The organism is Sedimenticola sp. (genome assembly GCF_050289425.1).
Lineage (GTDB): Bacteria > Pseudomonadota > Gammaproteobacteria > Chromatiales > Chromatiaceae > Sedimenticola.
Genome location: NZ_JBNKFS010000005.1, coordinates 147121 through 162252, shown reverse-complemented (window position 1 = coordinate 162252; position 15132 = coordinate 147121). Strand labels below are relative to the sequence as shown.

Below are 15132 nucleotides of genomic sequence, written 5' to 3'. Positions count from 1 at the left end.
TTTTCAGTATCCATTAAAAAGGCCTTACCCGCTGGGGTAAGGCCTTTATTTACGAGTCGCCAAAAAACGTTAGGGGATTACTGAATCGATCACCAACTCCACTACCGCATCGCCACTCACCGACACAGGCGACACCTCTCCCAACAGATCGCCACTGGCGGCAATGGCATTGCCGGTGCGGGAGATCCGCGCACCTACAACAACCTGTTGAAAACTGGATAGATTCATACCCGGCACCATCGCCTGGCCGTCATTCAATTCGATCGTCGCCGGCAGATCGCTCACCTTCAGCCGCACTGCGGCCAGCGGCATTTTCGGCCCCTCCAGGGCGCGGGCATAGACGAACAGGCTCTCTTCCGGCTTCACTTGTGAGGTCAGTTCAGCCGACAAAGTGATTCGTGCTGTAATGGCCTGACCGGTCGCAGCCGCCACGCTGGGCTTCTCCACCGCCGCACCGGGGCCGGAAGCGGCCATTTTACGCTCTGCCGCAGCAATCAGACGGTCGACCTGCTCCACCGCCCCAGCGTCTTCCGTCAGCATCGGTTTGAGGTGACGCCAATGTTCCAGCGCCCGGGCATAATTGCCCGATTGATCTTCCACCATACCGGCCAGCCAGAGTGCCGTCTGGTCTTCCGGCGCCAGGCTGATCGCCTTACGGATCAACTCCGCCGGACGACCCTGCATATCGCCACCGGAAGACATGGCCAACGCATCCGCCCACGCCAGCATCAGTGGCGGCTGGTCACTTACCAACTGGTTGACCTTTTCAAAGGCAAAGGACGCCTTCTGATAATCCTTCATCGCCATGTAGGTACGTCCCAGCAGATACCAGCCTTCGGCATCCTCGGGGTTCTCTTTAAGGCGCTCCACCAACGCACTCACCATCTCTTCGATGGAGGGCATCTTCTTATCGTCCTGCTGTGCCATCGTAGCCGGATCGACCAGCTGCGGCGTACCCAGATAGAGGTAAACCGACAAGGTGACGCCAACAATAAACAGCATCGCGACGATAAGCGTGACGGGGCTGCCTTTTCGCGAACCGACGGCCGGATCTATTTCGCCCGCGCTGTCGAGATCGATCAACAGCGCCTGCTCCAGTTCCAGCTTGGTCTGTTCATACTCTTCATCCGAGAGGGTGCCGGCGGCGTGTTCGCTCTTCAGCTCCAAAAGCCGTTCGCGGGCGATCACCACATTCTGCTTATCCCGATCTGAGATCTTCAGCTCGGATTTACGCAACAGGGCAGGGGCGATAAACGCCAGTGCGACCAGGATCATGGCCGCCGTGATTAACCAGAATATCGTCATGAGTTCGTGTCTTCTTCGCCGAGCAATGCCCTGGCTCGTTGCAAGTCATTGTCACTGATCTTATTGTCAGTCTGTTTTCCCCTTCTCCGAATAAATAGCAACAGCATGACCACTCCTCCTGCGAGGATGACAAACGGGCCCAGCCAGAGGATCAGGGTCCCAAAGCGGAATGGCGGACGGTACAACACAAAGTCGCCATAACGTTTGACCATGTACTGGACTACATCATCACTGGACGCACCGCTTTGTACCATCTCGTAGGTCTTGCGCCGCATATCTTGGGCCAGTTCGGCGTTGGAGTCTGCCAAATTCTGGTTCTGGCAAACCAGGCAGCGCAACTCCGCTACCAACTTTTTGTAGCGGGCTTCTTTTACCGGATCATCGAACTGGTTGGCCTCAATCGCCGCCTGGGAAAATAACGGCATAATCAGCAACATCAGTAGCCAAGCCCACCTCATGACTCGGCCTCCAACTGCTTCAGTAGCGGCTTGAACTCACTCTCCCAGATCTCACGAAAAAGTGGGCCGGTGTGTTTTTTTCGGATCATCCCCTTTTTATCGATCACAAAGGTCTCAGGCGCCCCGTAGACACCCCAATCCATGATCGCTTCACTATCTGGATCAAATCCAACTGCCGTAAAGGGATTGCCTTTCTTAGAGAGGAAAGAGAGCGCTTCCGACCGTTCATCACGCCAATCGATACCGATCAGGGTCACCCCTTCTTTTTTTGCGATCTGTTTCAGAAAGTCATGTTCCCGCCAGCACTCCGGACACCAGGTGCCCCAGACATTCAGCAACCACACCTTGCCCTGCATGGTTTCCGAGTTGACACGCTTATCCGGATCAAACAGATCCGGCAAACTAAATGTCGGGGCCGGCTCGTTGATCAATACCGACGGCACATCCCGCGGATTCAACGTCAAGCCGATGCCCAGCAACAGTGCCAATGCCAGAAAGATCCCGAACGGGATAAGAAAACGCGCCTTCATGCCGTACCCACCGTAGCCTGGTCGACGCCGACGCTGGCCTTGCTCTTAAGTCGATAATAACGGCGGTCCGTTGCCGCCAATAAACCACCCAACGCCATCAGCAGACCGCCCAGCCAGATCCAGCGCACAAACGGCTTATGATAAATCCGCACACTCCAGGCACCCTGATCACCCAGCGGTTCGCCCAAGGCGACAAACAGATCCCGGAACAGCCCGGCATCAATGCCCGCTTCGGTCATCGGCATACCGGTTTTGTAGTTACGCTTTTCCGGACTGAGATGCGTGATCTTCTGATCTCCCAAATAGATATCCACCTCACCACGGAACGCCTGATAGTTGGGTCCCTGGGAGCGTTTCACACCCAGAAAGCGGAAATCATAGCCGCCCAGGCTATAGGTCTGGTCCGGCTCGATACGCACATCTTTCTCTTCGCTGTAGAGGCTGGTCAGCGCCACGCCCACCACAAACACGGCCACGCCGAGATGGCCCAGCATCATGCCCCAACCGGAACGCGGGGTATTGGCCAGGGTCCGGGTGAAGGAACGGCCCGCACTATGCCGGTCAAACAGCCACTGCAGGGTACTCAGCACCACCCAGATCGCCAGCACCAGCGCCAACGCCCCGCCCCAAGAGTAGTGGGGGGCCAGCCACATCAAGCCGAAGCCGGCAATCAGACTGAACAACAGCGAAAGACGCAACTGCACAAACAACCGCTGACCGCTGTCCTGGCGCCAGCGCGCCAGGGCGCCGACCCCGACCAGAGCCGCCAATGGGGCAGTCAACGGAATAAAGACAGCGTTAAAGTAGGGAGGGCCTACCGATATCTTGCCCAGTCCCAATGCATCGATGGCCAGCGGATAGAGGGTTCCGAGGAGCACGCTACAGGCGGCGACCACCAATATCACATTATTCAATAACAGGCCGGTCTCCTTGGAAATCAGTTTGAAACTGACGCTGCTGCGTATCTGCGAAGCCCGCCATGAATAGAGCAGCAGCGAGCCACCGATCACCACCACCAGGAACACCAGAATGAAGATACCCCGGGCGGGATCGGTCGCAAAGGCGTGTACCGATGTCAGCACACCGGAGCGCACCAGGAAGGTGCCCAGCAAACTGAGTGAGAAGGCGAATATCGCCAACAGTACCGTCCAGGCCTTGAATGCCCCTCGTTTCTCCGTGACGGCCAATGAATGGATCAGCGCCGTGCCGACCAGCCATGGCATGAACGAGGCGTTTTCCACCGGATCCCAGAACCACCAGCCGCCCCAGCCCAGTTCGTAGTAGGCCCACCAGCTTCCCAGCACGATGCCCAGCGTCAGGAACATCCAGGCGACATTGGTCCAGGGACGTGACCAGCGCGCCCAGGCGGCATCCAACCGGCCACCTAACATGGCGGCAATGGCAAAAGCGAAGGCCACTGAAAAACCGACATAGCCCATATAGAGCATCGGCGGGTGAATCGCCAGCCCCGGGTCTTGCAACAAGGGATTCAGATCACGTCCCTCGATCGGCGGATTGACCAACCGGTCGAAGGGATTGGAGGTCAGCAGCATGAACAGCAGGAAGCCGACGCTCACCATGCCCATAACACCCACCACCCGCGCCAGCATGGTTTCCGGCATACTACGGCTGAACAGTACCACGGCGCCGGTCCAGACCGAGAGAATCACCGCCCAGAGCAGCAGCGACCCCTCATGAGCCCCCCACACGCCGGAGATCAGGTAAAGAGTGGGCAGCGCGGTGTTGGAATTTTGCGCCACGTAGGCAACGGAGAAATCGTGCACCAGGAAGGCGTAGGTCAGGCAGCCATAGGCAATCAGCATAAACAGCAGTTGTCCCAGTGCGGCCGGTTTGGCGACGGCGACCCAACTGCCGATACGCCGGTGGGCGCCGATAATCGGCAACGTTGCCTGGATCAGCGCCAGAGAGAGCGCCAGTATCAGCGCGATATGTCCAAGTTCGGGGATCATTGACTGGCCACTCCGGTAGGTGAGCCTGGATGCGCCTTATCCAGGGCATCCGCAACTTCTGGCGGCATATAATTTTCATCGTGTTTAGCCAGTACTTCATCGGCAATAAACACCCCGTCCGGCCCCATCCGGCCCTGTGCGATCACACCTTGCCCCTCGGCAAACAGATCCGGCAGGATGCCGGTATAGGCCACCTTCACGGTATTGGCCATATCGGTCACCAGAAACCGTACCGTCAACTCCTTACCCCGCTCTAGACTGCCTTTTTCCACCATGCCGCCCAAGCGATAAACATGGTCCTTAGGGGCCTTGTTCTGCGCCACATCGGAAGGAGAAAAGAAATAGGAGAGATTACTGTCCAAGGCATTGAATACCAACCAGGCCGCCAGGCCGAGGCCCACCAAGCCGGCTACCAGGAATCCAAGCCGCTTATGTCTTGCCTTCATACTTCTCTCCTGCCTTAATCCGGATGATTCGGCCAATACGTTGCAGTGTGGCACGCCGGTGATTGCGCAGCATGATCGGCTCAATCACCAGCAACAGCGCGGAGACGCCAAACGAACCCCACACATAGAGGGCGTAACCGCCCATATCAAAAAATTCCGCGACACTCATCGCCGCACCTCCGCCAGTTCACTGACCCAGGTGGTATCGGCCTCGCGCTCCAGGATGATCGAACGCACGCGGGCCAGAGCCACCGCGATGGTATAGGCCCAGAAGCCGAGGGCCATGATCAGCATGGTCCAGAGCATGGTAACACCCATTTTCGAACCATTATCCATGCTGATACTGGCCCCTTGATGCAGGGTATTCCACCACTGCACCGAGTAGTAGATGATCGGGATATTGACCACCCCCACCAGCACCAGCAGGGCGCCGGCACGATCGGCGCGCCGGGTATCATCAATGGCCCCCTGCAGGGCCAGATAACCGAGATAGAGAAACAGCAGGATCAGCTCCGAAGTCAGCCGGGCATCCCACACCCACCAGGTGCCCCACATCGGCTTGCCCCAGAAGGCGCCGGTCCACAGCGCCAGGAAGGCGAAGATGGCGCCGGTCGGCGCCAGGGCTCGGGTCATCATCCCGGACAGACGGGTATTGAATACCAGACCAAGACCGGCCCAGAAGGCCATCACCAGGTAGATAAACATGGACATCCAGGCCGCCGGAACGTGGACAAAGATAATACGGTACCCCTCACCCTGCTTATAATCGGTCGGCGCAACGAAAAAGCTCATATAGAGCCCGACGCCAATCAATATTACGGCAAGCAGGCTAAAAATTGGGACCAGACGACCGGCCAAGGGGTAGAAAGTGGCGGGTGAGGAGAATTTGAACCAGTTGATGAGTCGAGCATTCATTAGATATGTGTAGGACCAGCTGTTCCGTGGTTTGATGTTACAAACAGGGTTTGGTTCCCGTAGCACCTGATTTTTTGCGACGGGAGGCATTTATACCCAACTGTACCGCACCGGAGCATTGACCGAGGGCAAAACCTCGACCGAAAGTGGCGCTTTTCATTCCCGCTACTCCGCTGAAATCCGTAGCGCCGCCGAAGCCGCCAACGGTGCAAACAGCAGGGATAATACCAGAATGGCGCCCAGCATGGAGATATGCCCCTGACCACCCAGGCCGGATGCGGTGGCCTCCACCGCCCCGGAACCGAAGATCAGTACCGGAATGTAGAGCGGTAGCACCAGCAGGGAGACCAGCACACCGCCTCCGCGCAGACCCAGCGTCAGGGCAGCACCGATCGATCCGATCAAACTCAGCGCCGGGGTGCCCATCAGCAACGATACCACCATCACCCCCAGGGCTTGGCTGGAGAGGTCGTACTGCAGTCCCAGCAGCGGCGCCATCAATACCAGTGGCAGACCGGTCACCAGCCAGTGGGCCGTCACCTTGGCCAACACCAACACAAACAGCGGTTGCGGCGCGAGCAGCATCTGTTCCAGGGCGCCATCCTCATAATCCACAGCGAACAGGCGTTCCAGCGCCAGCATGGAGGCGAGCAGCGCCGCCACCCAAAAGACACCTGGTGCGATCAAGCGCAACGTATTCATCTCCGGACCGATGCCGAGGGGAAACAGGCTCACCACAATGACAAAAAAGAACAGCGTCGTGAACAGATCGGAACGTCGGCGCATCGCCAACAGCAGATCACGTCCCACCAGCGTCTTGAAGGCGTTAAACATGCCCCGCCTCCTTCCAGCCCAGCTGCAGCTCCTTGACCTGTTCCCGGGTAATCTTGACCTCCTGATGGGTAGTCAGGATCACCATGCCGCCACCATTAATATGGTTGCGGATAATCGATTGCAGGAACTCCACCGCGGCCACATCCAGCGCAGTGAAGGGTTCATCCAGGACCCAGAGGCGCGATTGGTTCAACAGGAGCCGCGCCAGTGCAACGCGTCGCTTCTGGCCTTGTGACAACACCCGACTGGGTAAGTCCTCATGCCCCATCAAGCCCATCTGCTCCAAGGCGTCCCAGGCCTGCCGCTCCGAGATCGGGTAACCGTCCAGTGCGCTACTTACCCGGAGATTCTCCACCCCGGTCAAGTCATCCTTAATGCCGTTCTTATGACCGATGTAAACCACTTCCCGGGTAAACTCTTCACCCAGCCGGTGGATCGACTCGCCGTTCCAGCGGATTTCGCCGGCACTCTCTTTGATCAAGCCGCACAAAGTGCGCATCAAGGTGGTTTTACCGCTGCCGTTATGTCCATGCAGATGCAACAGTTCACCCGCGCCCAGGCTAAAGCTGAGATCAGAAAACAGTTTGCGGTCTCCCCGTACACAGGCCAACCCCGCCACTTCGAGCATGAAAGTACCCTTAAACAGCAAAAAACCGCCCGATTGTACACAGCCTGACCCCGCTTTCCCATAAAAGGGCTCTCGAAAGAATAAGTTCCTCTATTCGGCACGACGGAATGGCTCTTTCGCGAGCCCTGAGCCGCGATCCAGGGTAGAATTGCTACTTTAACTATTCGCAGCAGGAAACCGCGTCATGTCACTGAGTCACCGTGGGGAAAAGATTGTTCTGGCCAGCAGTAACGCCGGCAAAGTACGCGAGATCAATCAGCTATTGGCACAACAGTCCATCCAGGTCATTCCCCAGAGTGAGTTCGATACCCCGGAAGCGGAGGAGACCGGCCTCACCTTTGTGGAAAACGCCATCCTCAAGGCACGCAATGCCGCCCGGCACAGCGGCCTGCCGGCTATCGCCGATGATTCCGGCATCGAGGTGGATGCACTCAAGGGGGCTCCGGGCATCTACTCGGCACGCTTTGCCGGCCCCGCTTGTGATGATCAAGCCAACAACGAGAAACTGCTGGCGGATCTGCAGGGCGTTGAGGACGAGCAGCGCACCGCCCGTTTCCAGTGTCTCCTGGTCTACCTGCGTCATGCGGACGACCCGACACCGATCATCTGTCAGGGTACCTGGGAAGGACGCATCCTGCATGCCCCCCAAGGAGCCAACGGCTTTGGCTATGACCCGCTGTTCCTGGTACCGGAATTCGGCTGCAGCTCCGCCGAACTGCCGCCGGAACAGAAAAACGCCTTGAGCCACCGCGGCCAGGCCCTGCGCCAACTGCTCGCTGCGCTCTCCTGAAGTGCTGAGGTCTGTCGCCTGTCGCGCTGCAATAGAACCTTAACCCAACTGAAACAGAGGTGACATGATTCTCAGATAATCTTCTGCCCAGAAATCAAGGACTAACAGAAGAGAACCATCATGAATCCTGCTCAATCTTTTCCGCACAACCACATCAACCTGCTGATTCCGGCCCAGATCAACTACCACGGGCGTATCTTCTCCGCCAGCTTGGGCAGCCTGACGGCGGAGGGAGCACTCCTGGAGACCCATGCCCTGACCTTGCCCGTCGGTATGGAAGTGGAACTGTCTGTCACGCTCGGCCGCTCACCCTGGTTGATCAAGGCCGTCATCACCCATACCACGCCGCACGAGATCGGTATCCTGTTCAAGCAGACCCAGCATAAACTCTATGCCGCCGCACGCAACGAGCTCCCGTTCAGCTTCCACTCGACAGCGCGCCCGACGCCGGAACGGATCGCCACCCGCCAGCCGTCACTCTTCCAATAACGCCTGCAACACCGCTTCGGTATCGGCCCCCAGCAGGGGTGGCGCCCCCTTATACTCTATTGGCGTGCGCGAAAAATGCACCGGATTGGCCACCTGCGGCACGCGACCGGCCAGCGGATGATCCAGATCGAACCGCATACCCCGGGCCAACACCTGGGGATCATTGAAAACCTCGGCGATGCTATTGATCGGTCCACAGGGTACCTGTTCGGCTCCCAACAGGCGGATCCAGTCGGCGGTGGTTTTGCGTCGAAACGACTCTTCCAACAGAGGGATCAACTGCTCCCGGTGTTTAACCCGCTGGCGATTCGTGGCGAATCGCCCATCCTGGGCCAGAGGCGCCAGGCCCAACACCTCACAACAGGAAGCAAATTGCCGGTCATTGCCCACCGCCAACATGAGAAAACCGTCCGCCGTGGGCAACGCTTGATAGGGCACAATATTGGGGTGGGCAGTACCTTGGCGGACCGGCACTTCACCGCCTATCAGGTAGTTCATATTCTGGTTGGCCAGCCAAGCCACCTGGGTATCTAGCAACCCCAGGTCGATCTGCTGCCCTTCGCCGCTTTTTTCCCGGTGATGCAACGCCGCCAGGATAGCGCTGACGGCATACATCCCGGCCATCAGATCCGCCACCGCCACCCCGACCTTCTGCGGGCCGGCGCCGGGAAGCCCGTCGCGCTCCCCGGTGATACTCATCAATCCGCCGCGGGCCTGCACCATGGCGTCGTAGCCAGCCAGTCCGGCATCCGGTCCGGTCTGGCCGAATCCGGTGATCGAGCAGTAGATCAGGCGCGGATACTCGGCCGACAGGGAGGCATAATCCAGACCGTACTTCGCCAACCCACCCACCTTGAAATTCTCCACCACGATGTCGGCCCGGGCCAGCAAACGCCGTACAATCGCCTGGCCCGATTCACGGGTGATATCCACGGCAATCGACTGCTTGCCGCGATTGGTGGAGAGGTAATAGGCGGATTCCGAGGTATCGATGCCGTCAGGGTCCTTAAGGAAGGGAGGGCCCCAGTGGCGGGTATCATCACCCACCTGGGGTCGCTCAATCTTCCAGACGGTGGCGCCGTAATCGGCCAGCAGTTGCGTAGCCCAGGGACCGGCCAGTATGCGGCTTAGATCCAGTACCTTGATCCCCTTCAGTGGTCCCATGACGACTCCCGCTCCTCTAGCCCGGATAGTTCACAAAGACGGACAGCCTTTGTGAGTAAAATGTTAAATATCAGCCTGTTATACCCATATTTTACGTTCAGCAGACGTACAATTTGTCCTATTCGGGAATTATCCGGGCTAGCTGTAATATTGGGCGCTATCGCATTGTCCCCGCATGCGGGAACCGATACCGAGGATTATTCTTGAATAGCGGCGCGAATCACCTTGTAGGGGGTTAAAACAGGCCGCTTACAACAGAGGCCGATCAGTAAATCGCACTTTCCAGCCGCTGGAACAGCTCGCCCCGTTCGAAGGGTTTAGCCATGAAGTCTTTGGCTCCGATTTTCTGCACCCAGGTCTGAACGGTGGCTTGCCGGTTGCCGCTGATGATGATGACCGGGATATCCTGAGTATCCACATTGGTCTGCAGCTTTCGGGTTGCCTGGAAACCGTCCATACCCGGCATCATCACATCCATAAAAATCAGATTCGGCTTATGATTGCGCGCCAGTTCGATACCCTGCGCCCCGTCCTCTGCCTCCAGTGTGCGATACCCGGACTGTTGCAGCATACCGCGCATCACCCGGCGTACGGTTTTCGAATCGTCCACAATCAATACCGTGGTGCCTTCCGACGGTATCACCCTACGATTGACCCGGCGATCTTTGGCGACCGGCGAACGGCGGCGTTGGAAGAATTGATAGATACCTGAGAATCCCATCTCTTTGCTCTAAAGTTGGCCGTAAAATAACAGGCTCAATATTAACCGAAACAGCGCCACTGACCATAGGGGGAAAAGCGCCCCTTTTTGGTCGCAGTGTAAGGTTAAAAGGTGATCTCCCCGCGCGCCCGGCGCTCCAGCGGCACCAAGGCATCGGTGATCAACTGGTGGGTCGGAGTATCCACGCCAAAACGCCTTCCCAGGCGTACTACGGCACCATTCCAGGCATCGATCTCCGATGGCCTGCCCGCTGCGATATCCCGCTGTAGGGAGCTGGTGCCGCTGGGTTCCAGGTGCTGGGTAAAATCCCAGGTCCGCTCGATGATATCTTCCGGGAACGCAATACCGGCCGCTCTGGCCACGGCGACGGTTTCGCGCATGCAAGCATCAATAATGGCGCGGGTAGCCGGCTCTTCCCTCAAAATACCGATGGGCGCACGGCTGATCGCTCCCAGCCCGCCCCAGCCGGTGGTAAACAGAAACTTTCTCCAGATCTCCAGCAAGATCGAATCCGGTAACTCCACGGTAATTCCCGACTCGGTTAAGATCGCCGCCAACTGTTGCAACCGTTCGCTCATCGTGCCGTCCAACTCCCCCAGCATCAGGGTCGGCTCATGCCCGATATGGCGAATCAGCCCGGGGCGCTCGATAAAACTGAAAATTTTTGCTACACCGCCTAGCACGCGCTCCCTGCCAAGCACCTCACTGAGTTGATCAGGGGCCTCTACTCCGTTTAGCAGTGAGACCACAAACGTGTCCGGCCCGATCAGCGGACGCATCGCCCGGGCCACTTCGGGCACCTGCCAACTCTTGACACAGACCAGTACCACATCAACTGGGCCTATCTCCGCCGGATCATCGGTCGCCATCGGCGCGGGGACGGTAAAATCACCCTTGATGCTTTCAACGGACAAACCCTGCTGCCGTATCGCCTGCAGATGTGCCCCACGAGCGATAAACGCAACAGGGTGGCCGCGGTCAGCCACCCGGCCGCCGAAATATCCGCCGACCCCACCACTGCCATATACTGCCAATCTCATCCGGATCCCCCTTACCAATCCTTACCAATCCTTACCACCGGGCAAGCATAACCTATCAAACGGGGGCAAAAAACCTACTGTAACAGCGGTCAGCAATCGGCTGTGGGTTGATTTGAAACGATTAGCGCTAACGGCGGATCACCGAGGTAAGCCTGGCGCGCCACATAACGGGATGGCTGGGGAACCTCTGACTTAACCAGAGGTTCCCTAGAACATTGGAGGGAATGGTTTGGCTACTGCTTCTTGGATGCCCAATAGGCTTTGACGTACAGGAGTGTAATGGTGTTCATCCGTTTCATGATGTCATCGGTAGTGACGAAAATGGTCACCGGGAAACCGGCCTCACTACTCTCGGTGAAATAGTGCCGAATGGTCTTCCACAAGTTCTCAACGCCCTTCAGCTCGCGGTTGATCTTATCCGAGTTCAGGCTGTTCTTTTCCAGTCTGGCATGCGCCGCCTCGAACTCTTCCACCGCCTGCTTCATCTCCGCCACGGTCGAGTCGCTCTTGAACCCGGCCTGGTGGGCGGCATAAAACATAGCGATACGTTGTGACAACATGCGCTGGCGTCCCGCCACATTGACCGCCTCAACGGCTTTTTCAGCCTGCTTCCCTTCCAGCTCCTTCACAACTGCCTGGTTCAACTCCAGCAGAGTTCCACTCAATTCAAGCATCGTCGCCCCATTGAACTTCACATAGGGTGACTTGGTGATCTTGACCATCTTTTCCATCAAGGGGTCGATCTCTTTCAACAAATCCTGGACCCGCGAATCGGTTACCTCTTTTTTCAGCACCTCATGATTATTCACCATCAGGGCGACACTACCCTTTAACTGCCGAGTAGCTTTTCCAGCACGGATCTGGCTTCCCAGAAACAGGTAATCCTTGGTCACCCGTTGTGACAGCATCCGTTGCATACCGGCGGTATTGACCAGCGATGCCATATCCGCCGCCAAGGCTTGAGATATCGCCAGCGGCAGACTGAGCAGCGCGATCAGACAGACTATTTTTAACGCATTGTTTTTGGCTTTCATGCTTATCCCCATCCCCCTCATATCGGACCAGGCCAACCTACTGTTTATATCAAAATAACACCCACAAAAAAGGTAGTTAAATCCCATTTGCCCGGTTCTGCCACCTAAACTGACGGGCACACTCGCTGCGGCTTCCGGTGCTGATCTGATGTGGATTGGGAAGCTTATCGACTAATTCACCACGAACTTGACTATTTCTTTGGTAATCTGCGCCGCTCCATCGCCATACAACATGGTGATATGGTTCCCGGGCACCGCCCTATAAACTCCCTGCTGGAGTGCCGCCACGGTCGCTTCCGCCTGCTCGCGAGGCAGCAGCGGAGGCGCAGCCGGCAAACCGTATGCCCCGGTGGCGTTTAGCAGCAGCGTCGGCTGGCTGATCCGCGGCAACAACTCGCGCCAGGGCTCGGCCAACACATGCTCCACCGCTTCGGTGATAGCACCTGCGGTGGAGTGGGAGATCACCTCTCCATTCGGCAAGGTCCGGACATCAGCGCGAAAATAACTCTCAATAGCCGGATCCCACCAGTGATAGAAAAACGGCATCACCTTCACCGCCGCCAAGTAACTCTCCCAGGACGGCATCGGTTTACCCAGTCGATCGATAGCCGGTTGAATCAGGCGCCGAGTATCCGGATGCATCTCGGCGGCCGCATCTATCACGACCAATTTCTTTACCCGCTGAGGATAGTGTGCCGCCAGATAGAATCCCAGCAAGCCACCGTATGAGTGACCGCCCAGGATGACACTATCCAGCCCGAGCTTGTCCAGTAGCCCAATCACATCGGCCGCATGCTCCGCCAGCGAATAACCGGATACGGGTTTGTCCGATAAACCTCGGCCACGCAAGTCCAGCGCCAACAGCCTGACCGCCGGTACCAGCCCGGCACTCACCAAGCCGTCAAAGACATGGCCATTGGCGGTCAACCCCGGCATCAGCAACAGGGTCGGTCCTGTTCCGGTATGGTCAAGATAGTGCAAATTGATGCCATTGGTCTCGATATATCGGTCCACAGAATACTCCCGGGAGATTGTTTTATTAAAGGGGAATGCCGAATAACCGCCATAGACAGACAGTAGCCGTCTACACTAAAACAGACCGTCATAAAAAACAGGCGGCGGTCGAATAGACAGCGAATCCATAGGTCAGGGTGCCCGATTATCAAAACAGGACTTGATTGGAGCAGGCAAGTGGCTACACCGTCAATTGATCAATATAAACAGGATGATGTGAGTTACCTAGTCGAAATTGCACGCGATGCATTCGGTCATCTGGTTCAGGGCATCAGTGTATTCGACGAAAACCTGTCACTGGTATTTTTCAATGACCGGTTTTCCGAATTACTCGACTTTCCCAAAGGCTTGATCAAGGTGGGTACCAACCTGGACGAGCTGTTTCGTTATAATGCGGAACGGGGAGAGTATGGTCCCGGCGATATCGGCACCCAAGTTCAGGAACGGGTAATCTTGGCCAAGCAGTTCCAGCCACACAGTTTCCAACGCCAGCGACCCAACGGCACCATCCTGCAGATCGACGGCAGCCCGCTCTCCAGCGGTGGATTTGTCACCACCTACACCGATATAACGGAAAAAGAGCAGTACGAAGCGTTCCTCAAAAGTGTTATCGAAGCCAGTCCGGCCGGGTTTGGCATCTCCCGTCAGAGCGATGGAAAACTTTCGTTTCTCAATACCCGGCTGGCCGAGATGTTCCAGATTCCGGTACGTGAAATGATCGGATTACAGGCCCGTACACTCTATACCCATCCCGAAACGCGTAATGAGATACTTGGGAAGATCCAGCAAGAGGGACAGGTCAACGATTTTGAAGCCCAATTCAAACGTCGTGACGGCAGCAACTTTCCGGCGCTGATCTCACTTAATCCGACCACCTACCAAAACGAACCCTCACTGTTTGCCTGGCTCTACGACATCAGCAACCTGAAACAGGCCCAGGAGCAACAGTCGGCACTGGAGCGGGAACTCAATCAGGCACAAAAACTGGAAGCGATCGGTCAGCTTGCCGGCGGTATCGCCCACGAGATCAACACCCCGTCCCAATATGTCTGGGACAATCTCAAATTTCTCCATGACGCACAAAAGGATTTTCGCGGATTGTTGGATCTCTGTTTGACTCAGATTGAGCAGATGACCGACAGCCCGGCGCAACAGGCCGCGTGTGAGCAGATCGATCGCTATAAAGCGGAAATCGATCTGGATTATTTGCTGGAAGAGGTGCCGGCAGCCATCGACCAGTCGATCAAAGGGATCTCCGAAATATCCCGTATTGTACTGGCCATGAAAGAGTTCACCCACCCAGGCGGAGACAACGGAAAGGCGACTGTCGATATCAACCACATGCTGGAAAACACCCTGACCATCGCACGCAATGAGTGGAAACACCTGGCCAAGGTCGAGCTCGATCTGGATAACTCGCTACCCTACGTTAAATGCAACCCCGGCGAGTTGAACCAAGTGTTCCTCAACCTGCTGGTCAACGCGGCCCATGCCATTGAGGCGCGCGGCCCGGGTACTCCCGGCGTCATCACTATCCAGACACAACAGTGGGAGAATCAGGTAATCATCCGTATCGGCGACAACGGCAGCGGTATTCCAGCGTCAATCCAGGACAAGATTTTTGAGCCCTTCTTCACCACCAAGGAGGTGGGTAAAGGTACCGGCCAGGGCCTCTCCATCACGCGCAATATCGTCGTTAAAAAACACGGCGGCGACCTCAATTATGTCACCGAGGCGGGGCAAGGTACCACCTTCCGTATCGCCCTGCCGATTCTCGGTAACGACTGATATCCT

17 protein-coding genes are annotated in these 15132 nt (G+C 56.9%); 3 read left to right on the top strand and 14 right to left on the bottom strand.

Going from position 1 to position 15132, the window contains the following annotated elements:
* Window positions 1-69: 69 nt before the first annotated feature.
* The 9 genes from ccmI to ccmA all read right to left on the bottom strand — a co-directional run bounded on the left by ccmI (window position 70) and on the right by ccmA (window position 7086).
* Window positions 70-1305, bottom strand: coding sequence for a c-type cytochrome biogenesis protein CcmI (gene ccmI, locus ACQY5R_RS05190; RefSeq protein ID WP_428605381.1), 1236 nt, complete (start codon window positions 1303-1305; stop codon window positions 70-72).
* Window positions 1302-1763 carry a cytochrome c-type biogenesis protein gene (locus tag ACQY5R_RS05185; RefSeq protein ID WP_428605378.1) on the bottom strand — a complete coding sequence of 154 codons (462 nt, stop codon included), beginning with the start codon at window positions 1761-1763 and terminating at the stop codon, window positions 1302-1304. Before ACQY5R_RS05185 ends, ccmI begins: the two co-directional genes overlap by 4 nt.
* Window positions 1760-2293 (bottom strand): DsbE family thiol:disulfide interchange protein, encoded by a 534-nt coding sequence (locus ACQY5R_RS05180; RefSeq protein ID WP_428605376.1) that lies wholly within the window; start codon window positions 2291-2293, stop codon window positions 1760-1762. Before ACQY5R_RS05180 ends, ACQY5R_RS05185 begins: the two co-directional genes overlap by 4 nt.
* A complete protein-coding gene (locus tag ACQY5R_RS05175) occupies window positions 2290-4263 on the bottom strand; it encodes a heme lyase CcmF/NrfE family subunit (RefSeq protein WP_428605373.1) in 1974 nt (657 codons plus the stop codon). The genes ACQY5R_RS05180 and ACQY5R_RS05175 overlap by 4 nt, the downstream gene beginning before the upstream one ends.
* Window positions 4260-4709: a cytochrome c maturation protein CcmE gene (gene ccmE / locus ACQY5R_RS05170; protein ID WP_428605371.1), complete on the bottom strand. Its 450-nt coding sequence runs from the start codon at window positions 4707-4709 to the stop codon at window positions 4260-4262. Before ccmE ends, ACQY5R_RS05175 begins: the two co-directional genes overlap by 4 nt.
* Window positions 4693-4878 carry a heme exporter protein CcmD gene (gene ccmD, locus ACQY5R_RS05165; protein WP_428605369.1) on the bottom strand — a complete coding sequence of 62 codons (186 nt, stop codon included), beginning with the start codon at window positions 4876-4878 and terminating at the stop codon, window positions 4693-4695. The genes ccmE and ccmD overlap by 17 nt, the downstream gene beginning before the upstream one ends.
* The gene (locus ACQY5R_RS05160) at window positions 4875-5624 is read right to left on the bottom strand and encodes a heme ABC transporter permease (RefSeq protein WP_428605367.1); all 750 of its coding nucleotides are present in this window, start codon (window positions 5622-5624) and stop codon (window positions 4875-4877) included. Before ACQY5R_RS05160 ends, ccmD begins: the two co-directional genes overlap by 4 nt.
* A 165-nt stretch (window positions 5625-5789) precedes the next feature.
* Window positions 5790-6458, bottom strand: a complete 669-nt coding sequence (ccmB, locus tag ACQY5R_RS05155) for a heme exporter protein CcmB (RefSeq protein ID WP_428605365.1) — start codon at window positions 6456-6458, stop codon at window positions 5790-5792.
* Window positions 6451-7086, bottom strand: coding sequence for a cytochrome c biogenesis heme-transporting ATPase CcmA (gene ccmA, locus ACQY5R_RS05150; RefSeq protein ID WP_428605363.1), 636 nt, complete (start codon window positions 7084-7086; stop codon window positions 6451-6453). The genes ccmB and ccmA overlap by 8 nt, the downstream gene beginning before the upstream one ends.
* A 184-nt stretch (window positions 7087-7270) precedes the next feature.
* On the opposite strand from ccmA, the gene ACQY5R_RS05145 reads away from it, so the two are divergent.
* Complete coding sequence (locus ACQY5R_RS05145) at window positions 7271-7876, top strand: XTP/dITP diphosphatase (protein ID WP_428605360.1); 606 nt, start codon at window positions 7271-7273, stop codon at window positions 7874-7876.
* Window positions 7877-7996: 120 nt separating this feature from the next.
* On the top strand, window positions 7997-8365 hold the full coding sequence (locus tag ACQY5R_RS05140; RefSeq protein WP_428605358.1) for a hypothetical protein: 369 nt from the start codon (window positions 7997-7999) through the stop codon (window positions 8363-8365).
* On the opposite strand, the gene ACQY5R_RS05135 is transcribed toward ACQY5R_RS05140, so the two are convergent.
* The 5 genes from ACQY5R_RS05135 to ACQY5R_RS05115 all read right to left on the bottom strand — a co-directional run bounded on the left by ACQY5R_RS05135 (window position 8351) and on the right by ACQY5R_RS05115 (window position 13338).
* Window positions 8351-9529 (bottom strand): CaiB/BaiF CoA transferase family protein, encoded by a 1179-nt coding sequence (locus tag ACQY5R_RS05135; RefSeq protein WP_428605355.1) that lies wholly within the window; start codon window positions 9527-9529, stop codon window positions 8351-8353. The genes ACQY5R_RS05140 and ACQY5R_RS05135 overlap by 15 nt on opposite strands.
* Window positions 9530-9794: 265 nt before the next feature.
* Entirely contained in the window at window positions 9795-10250 is a 456-nt protein-coding gene (locus ACQY5R_RS05130; RefSeq protein WP_428605353.1) for a response regulator, read from the bottom strand.
* A 104-nt stretch (window positions 10251-10354) separates the two neighbouring features.
* Complete coding sequence (locus ACQY5R_RS05125) at window positions 10355-11290, bottom strand: 2-dehydropantoate 2-reductase (RefSeq protein ID WP_428605351.1); 936 nt, start codon at window positions 11288-11290, stop codon at window positions 10355-10357.
* 233 nt (window positions 11291-11523) lie between these two features.
* Window positions 11524-12324: a type IV pili methyl-accepting chemotaxis transducer N-terminal domain-containing protein gene (locus tag ACQY5R_RS05120; protein WP_428605349.1), complete on the bottom strand. Its 801-nt coding sequence runs from the start codon at window positions 12322-12324 to the stop codon at window positions 11524-11526.
* Window positions 12325-12495: 171 nt separating this feature from the next.
* Complete coding sequence (locus ACQY5R_RS05115; protein WP_428605347.1) at window positions 12496-13338, bottom strand: alpha/beta fold hydrolase; 843 nt, start codon at window positions 13336-13338, stop codon at window positions 12496-12498.
* 177 nt (window positions 13339-13515) lie between these two features.
* Between ACQY5R_RS05115 and ACQY5R_RS05110 the strand changes: the two genes are divergently transcribed.
* Window positions 13516-15126 (top strand): PAS-domain containing protein, encoded by a 1611-nt coding sequence (locus tag ACQY5R_RS05110; protein ID WP_428605345.1) that lies wholly within the window; start codon window positions 13516-13518, stop codon window positions 15124-15126.
* Window positions 15127-15132: the final 6 nt, after the last annotated feature.

Coding starts and splice junctions, on each gene's coding strand:
- ACQY5R_RS05135 (WP_428605355.1), bottom strand. CDS start 9,529: ATGGGACCACTGAAGGGGATCAAGGTACTGGATCTAAGCCGCATACTG.
- ACQY5R_RS05120 (WP_428605349.1), bottom strand. CDS start 12,324: ATGAAAGCCAAAAACAATGCGTTAAAAATAGTCTGTCTGATCGCGCTG.
- ACQY5R_RS05160 (WP_428605367.1), bottom strand. CDS start 5,624: ATGAATGCTCGACTCATCAACTGGTTCAAATTCTCCTCACCCGCCACT.
- ACQY5R_RS05125 (WP_428605351.1), bottom strand. CDS start 11,290: ATGAGATTGGCAGTATATGGCAGTGGTGGGGTCGGCGGATATTTCGGC.
- ccmI (WP_428605381.1), bottom strand. CDS start 1,305: ATGACGATATTCTGGTTAATCACGGCGGCCATGATCCTGGTCGCACTG.
- ACQY5R_RS05180 (WP_428605376.1), bottom strand. CDS start 2,293: ATGAAGGCGCGTTTTCTTATCCCGTTCGGGATCTTTCTGGCATTGGCA.
- ACQY5R_RS05145 (WP_428605360.1), top strand. CDS start 7,271: ATGTCACTGAGTCACCGTGGGGAAAAGATTGTTCTGGCCAGCAGTAAC.
- ACQY5R_RS05185 (WP_428605378.1), bottom strand. CDS start 1,763: ATGAGGTGGGCTTGGCTACTGATGTTGCTGATTATGCCGTTATTTTCC.
- ccmA (WP_428605363.1), bottom strand. CDS start 7,086: ATGCTCGAAGTGGCGGGGTTGGCCTGTGTACGGGGAGACCGCAAACTG.
- ccmE (WP_428605371.1), bottom strand. CDS start 4,709: ATGAAGGCAAGACATAAGCGGCTTGGATTCCTGGTAGCCGGCTTGGTG.
- ccmB (WP_428605365.1), bottom strand. CDS start 6,458: ATGTTTAACGCCTTCAAGACGCTGGTGGGACGTGATCTGCTGTTGGCG.
- ccmD (WP_428605369.1), bottom strand. CDS start 4,878: ATGAGTGTCGCGGAATTTTTTGATATGGGCGGTTACGCCCTCTATGTG.
- ACQY5R_RS05175 (WP_428605373.1), bottom strand. CDS start 4,263: ATGATCCCCGAACTTGGACATATCGCGCTGATACTGGCGCTCTCTCTG.
- ACQY5R_RS05130 (WP_428605353.1), bottom strand. CDS start 10,250: ATGGGATTCTCAGGTATCTATCAATTCTTCCAACGCCGCCGTTCGCCG.
- ACQY5R_RS05140 (WP_428605358.1), top strand. CDS start 7,997: ATGAATCCTGCTCAATCTTTTCCGCACAACCACATCAACCTGCTGATT.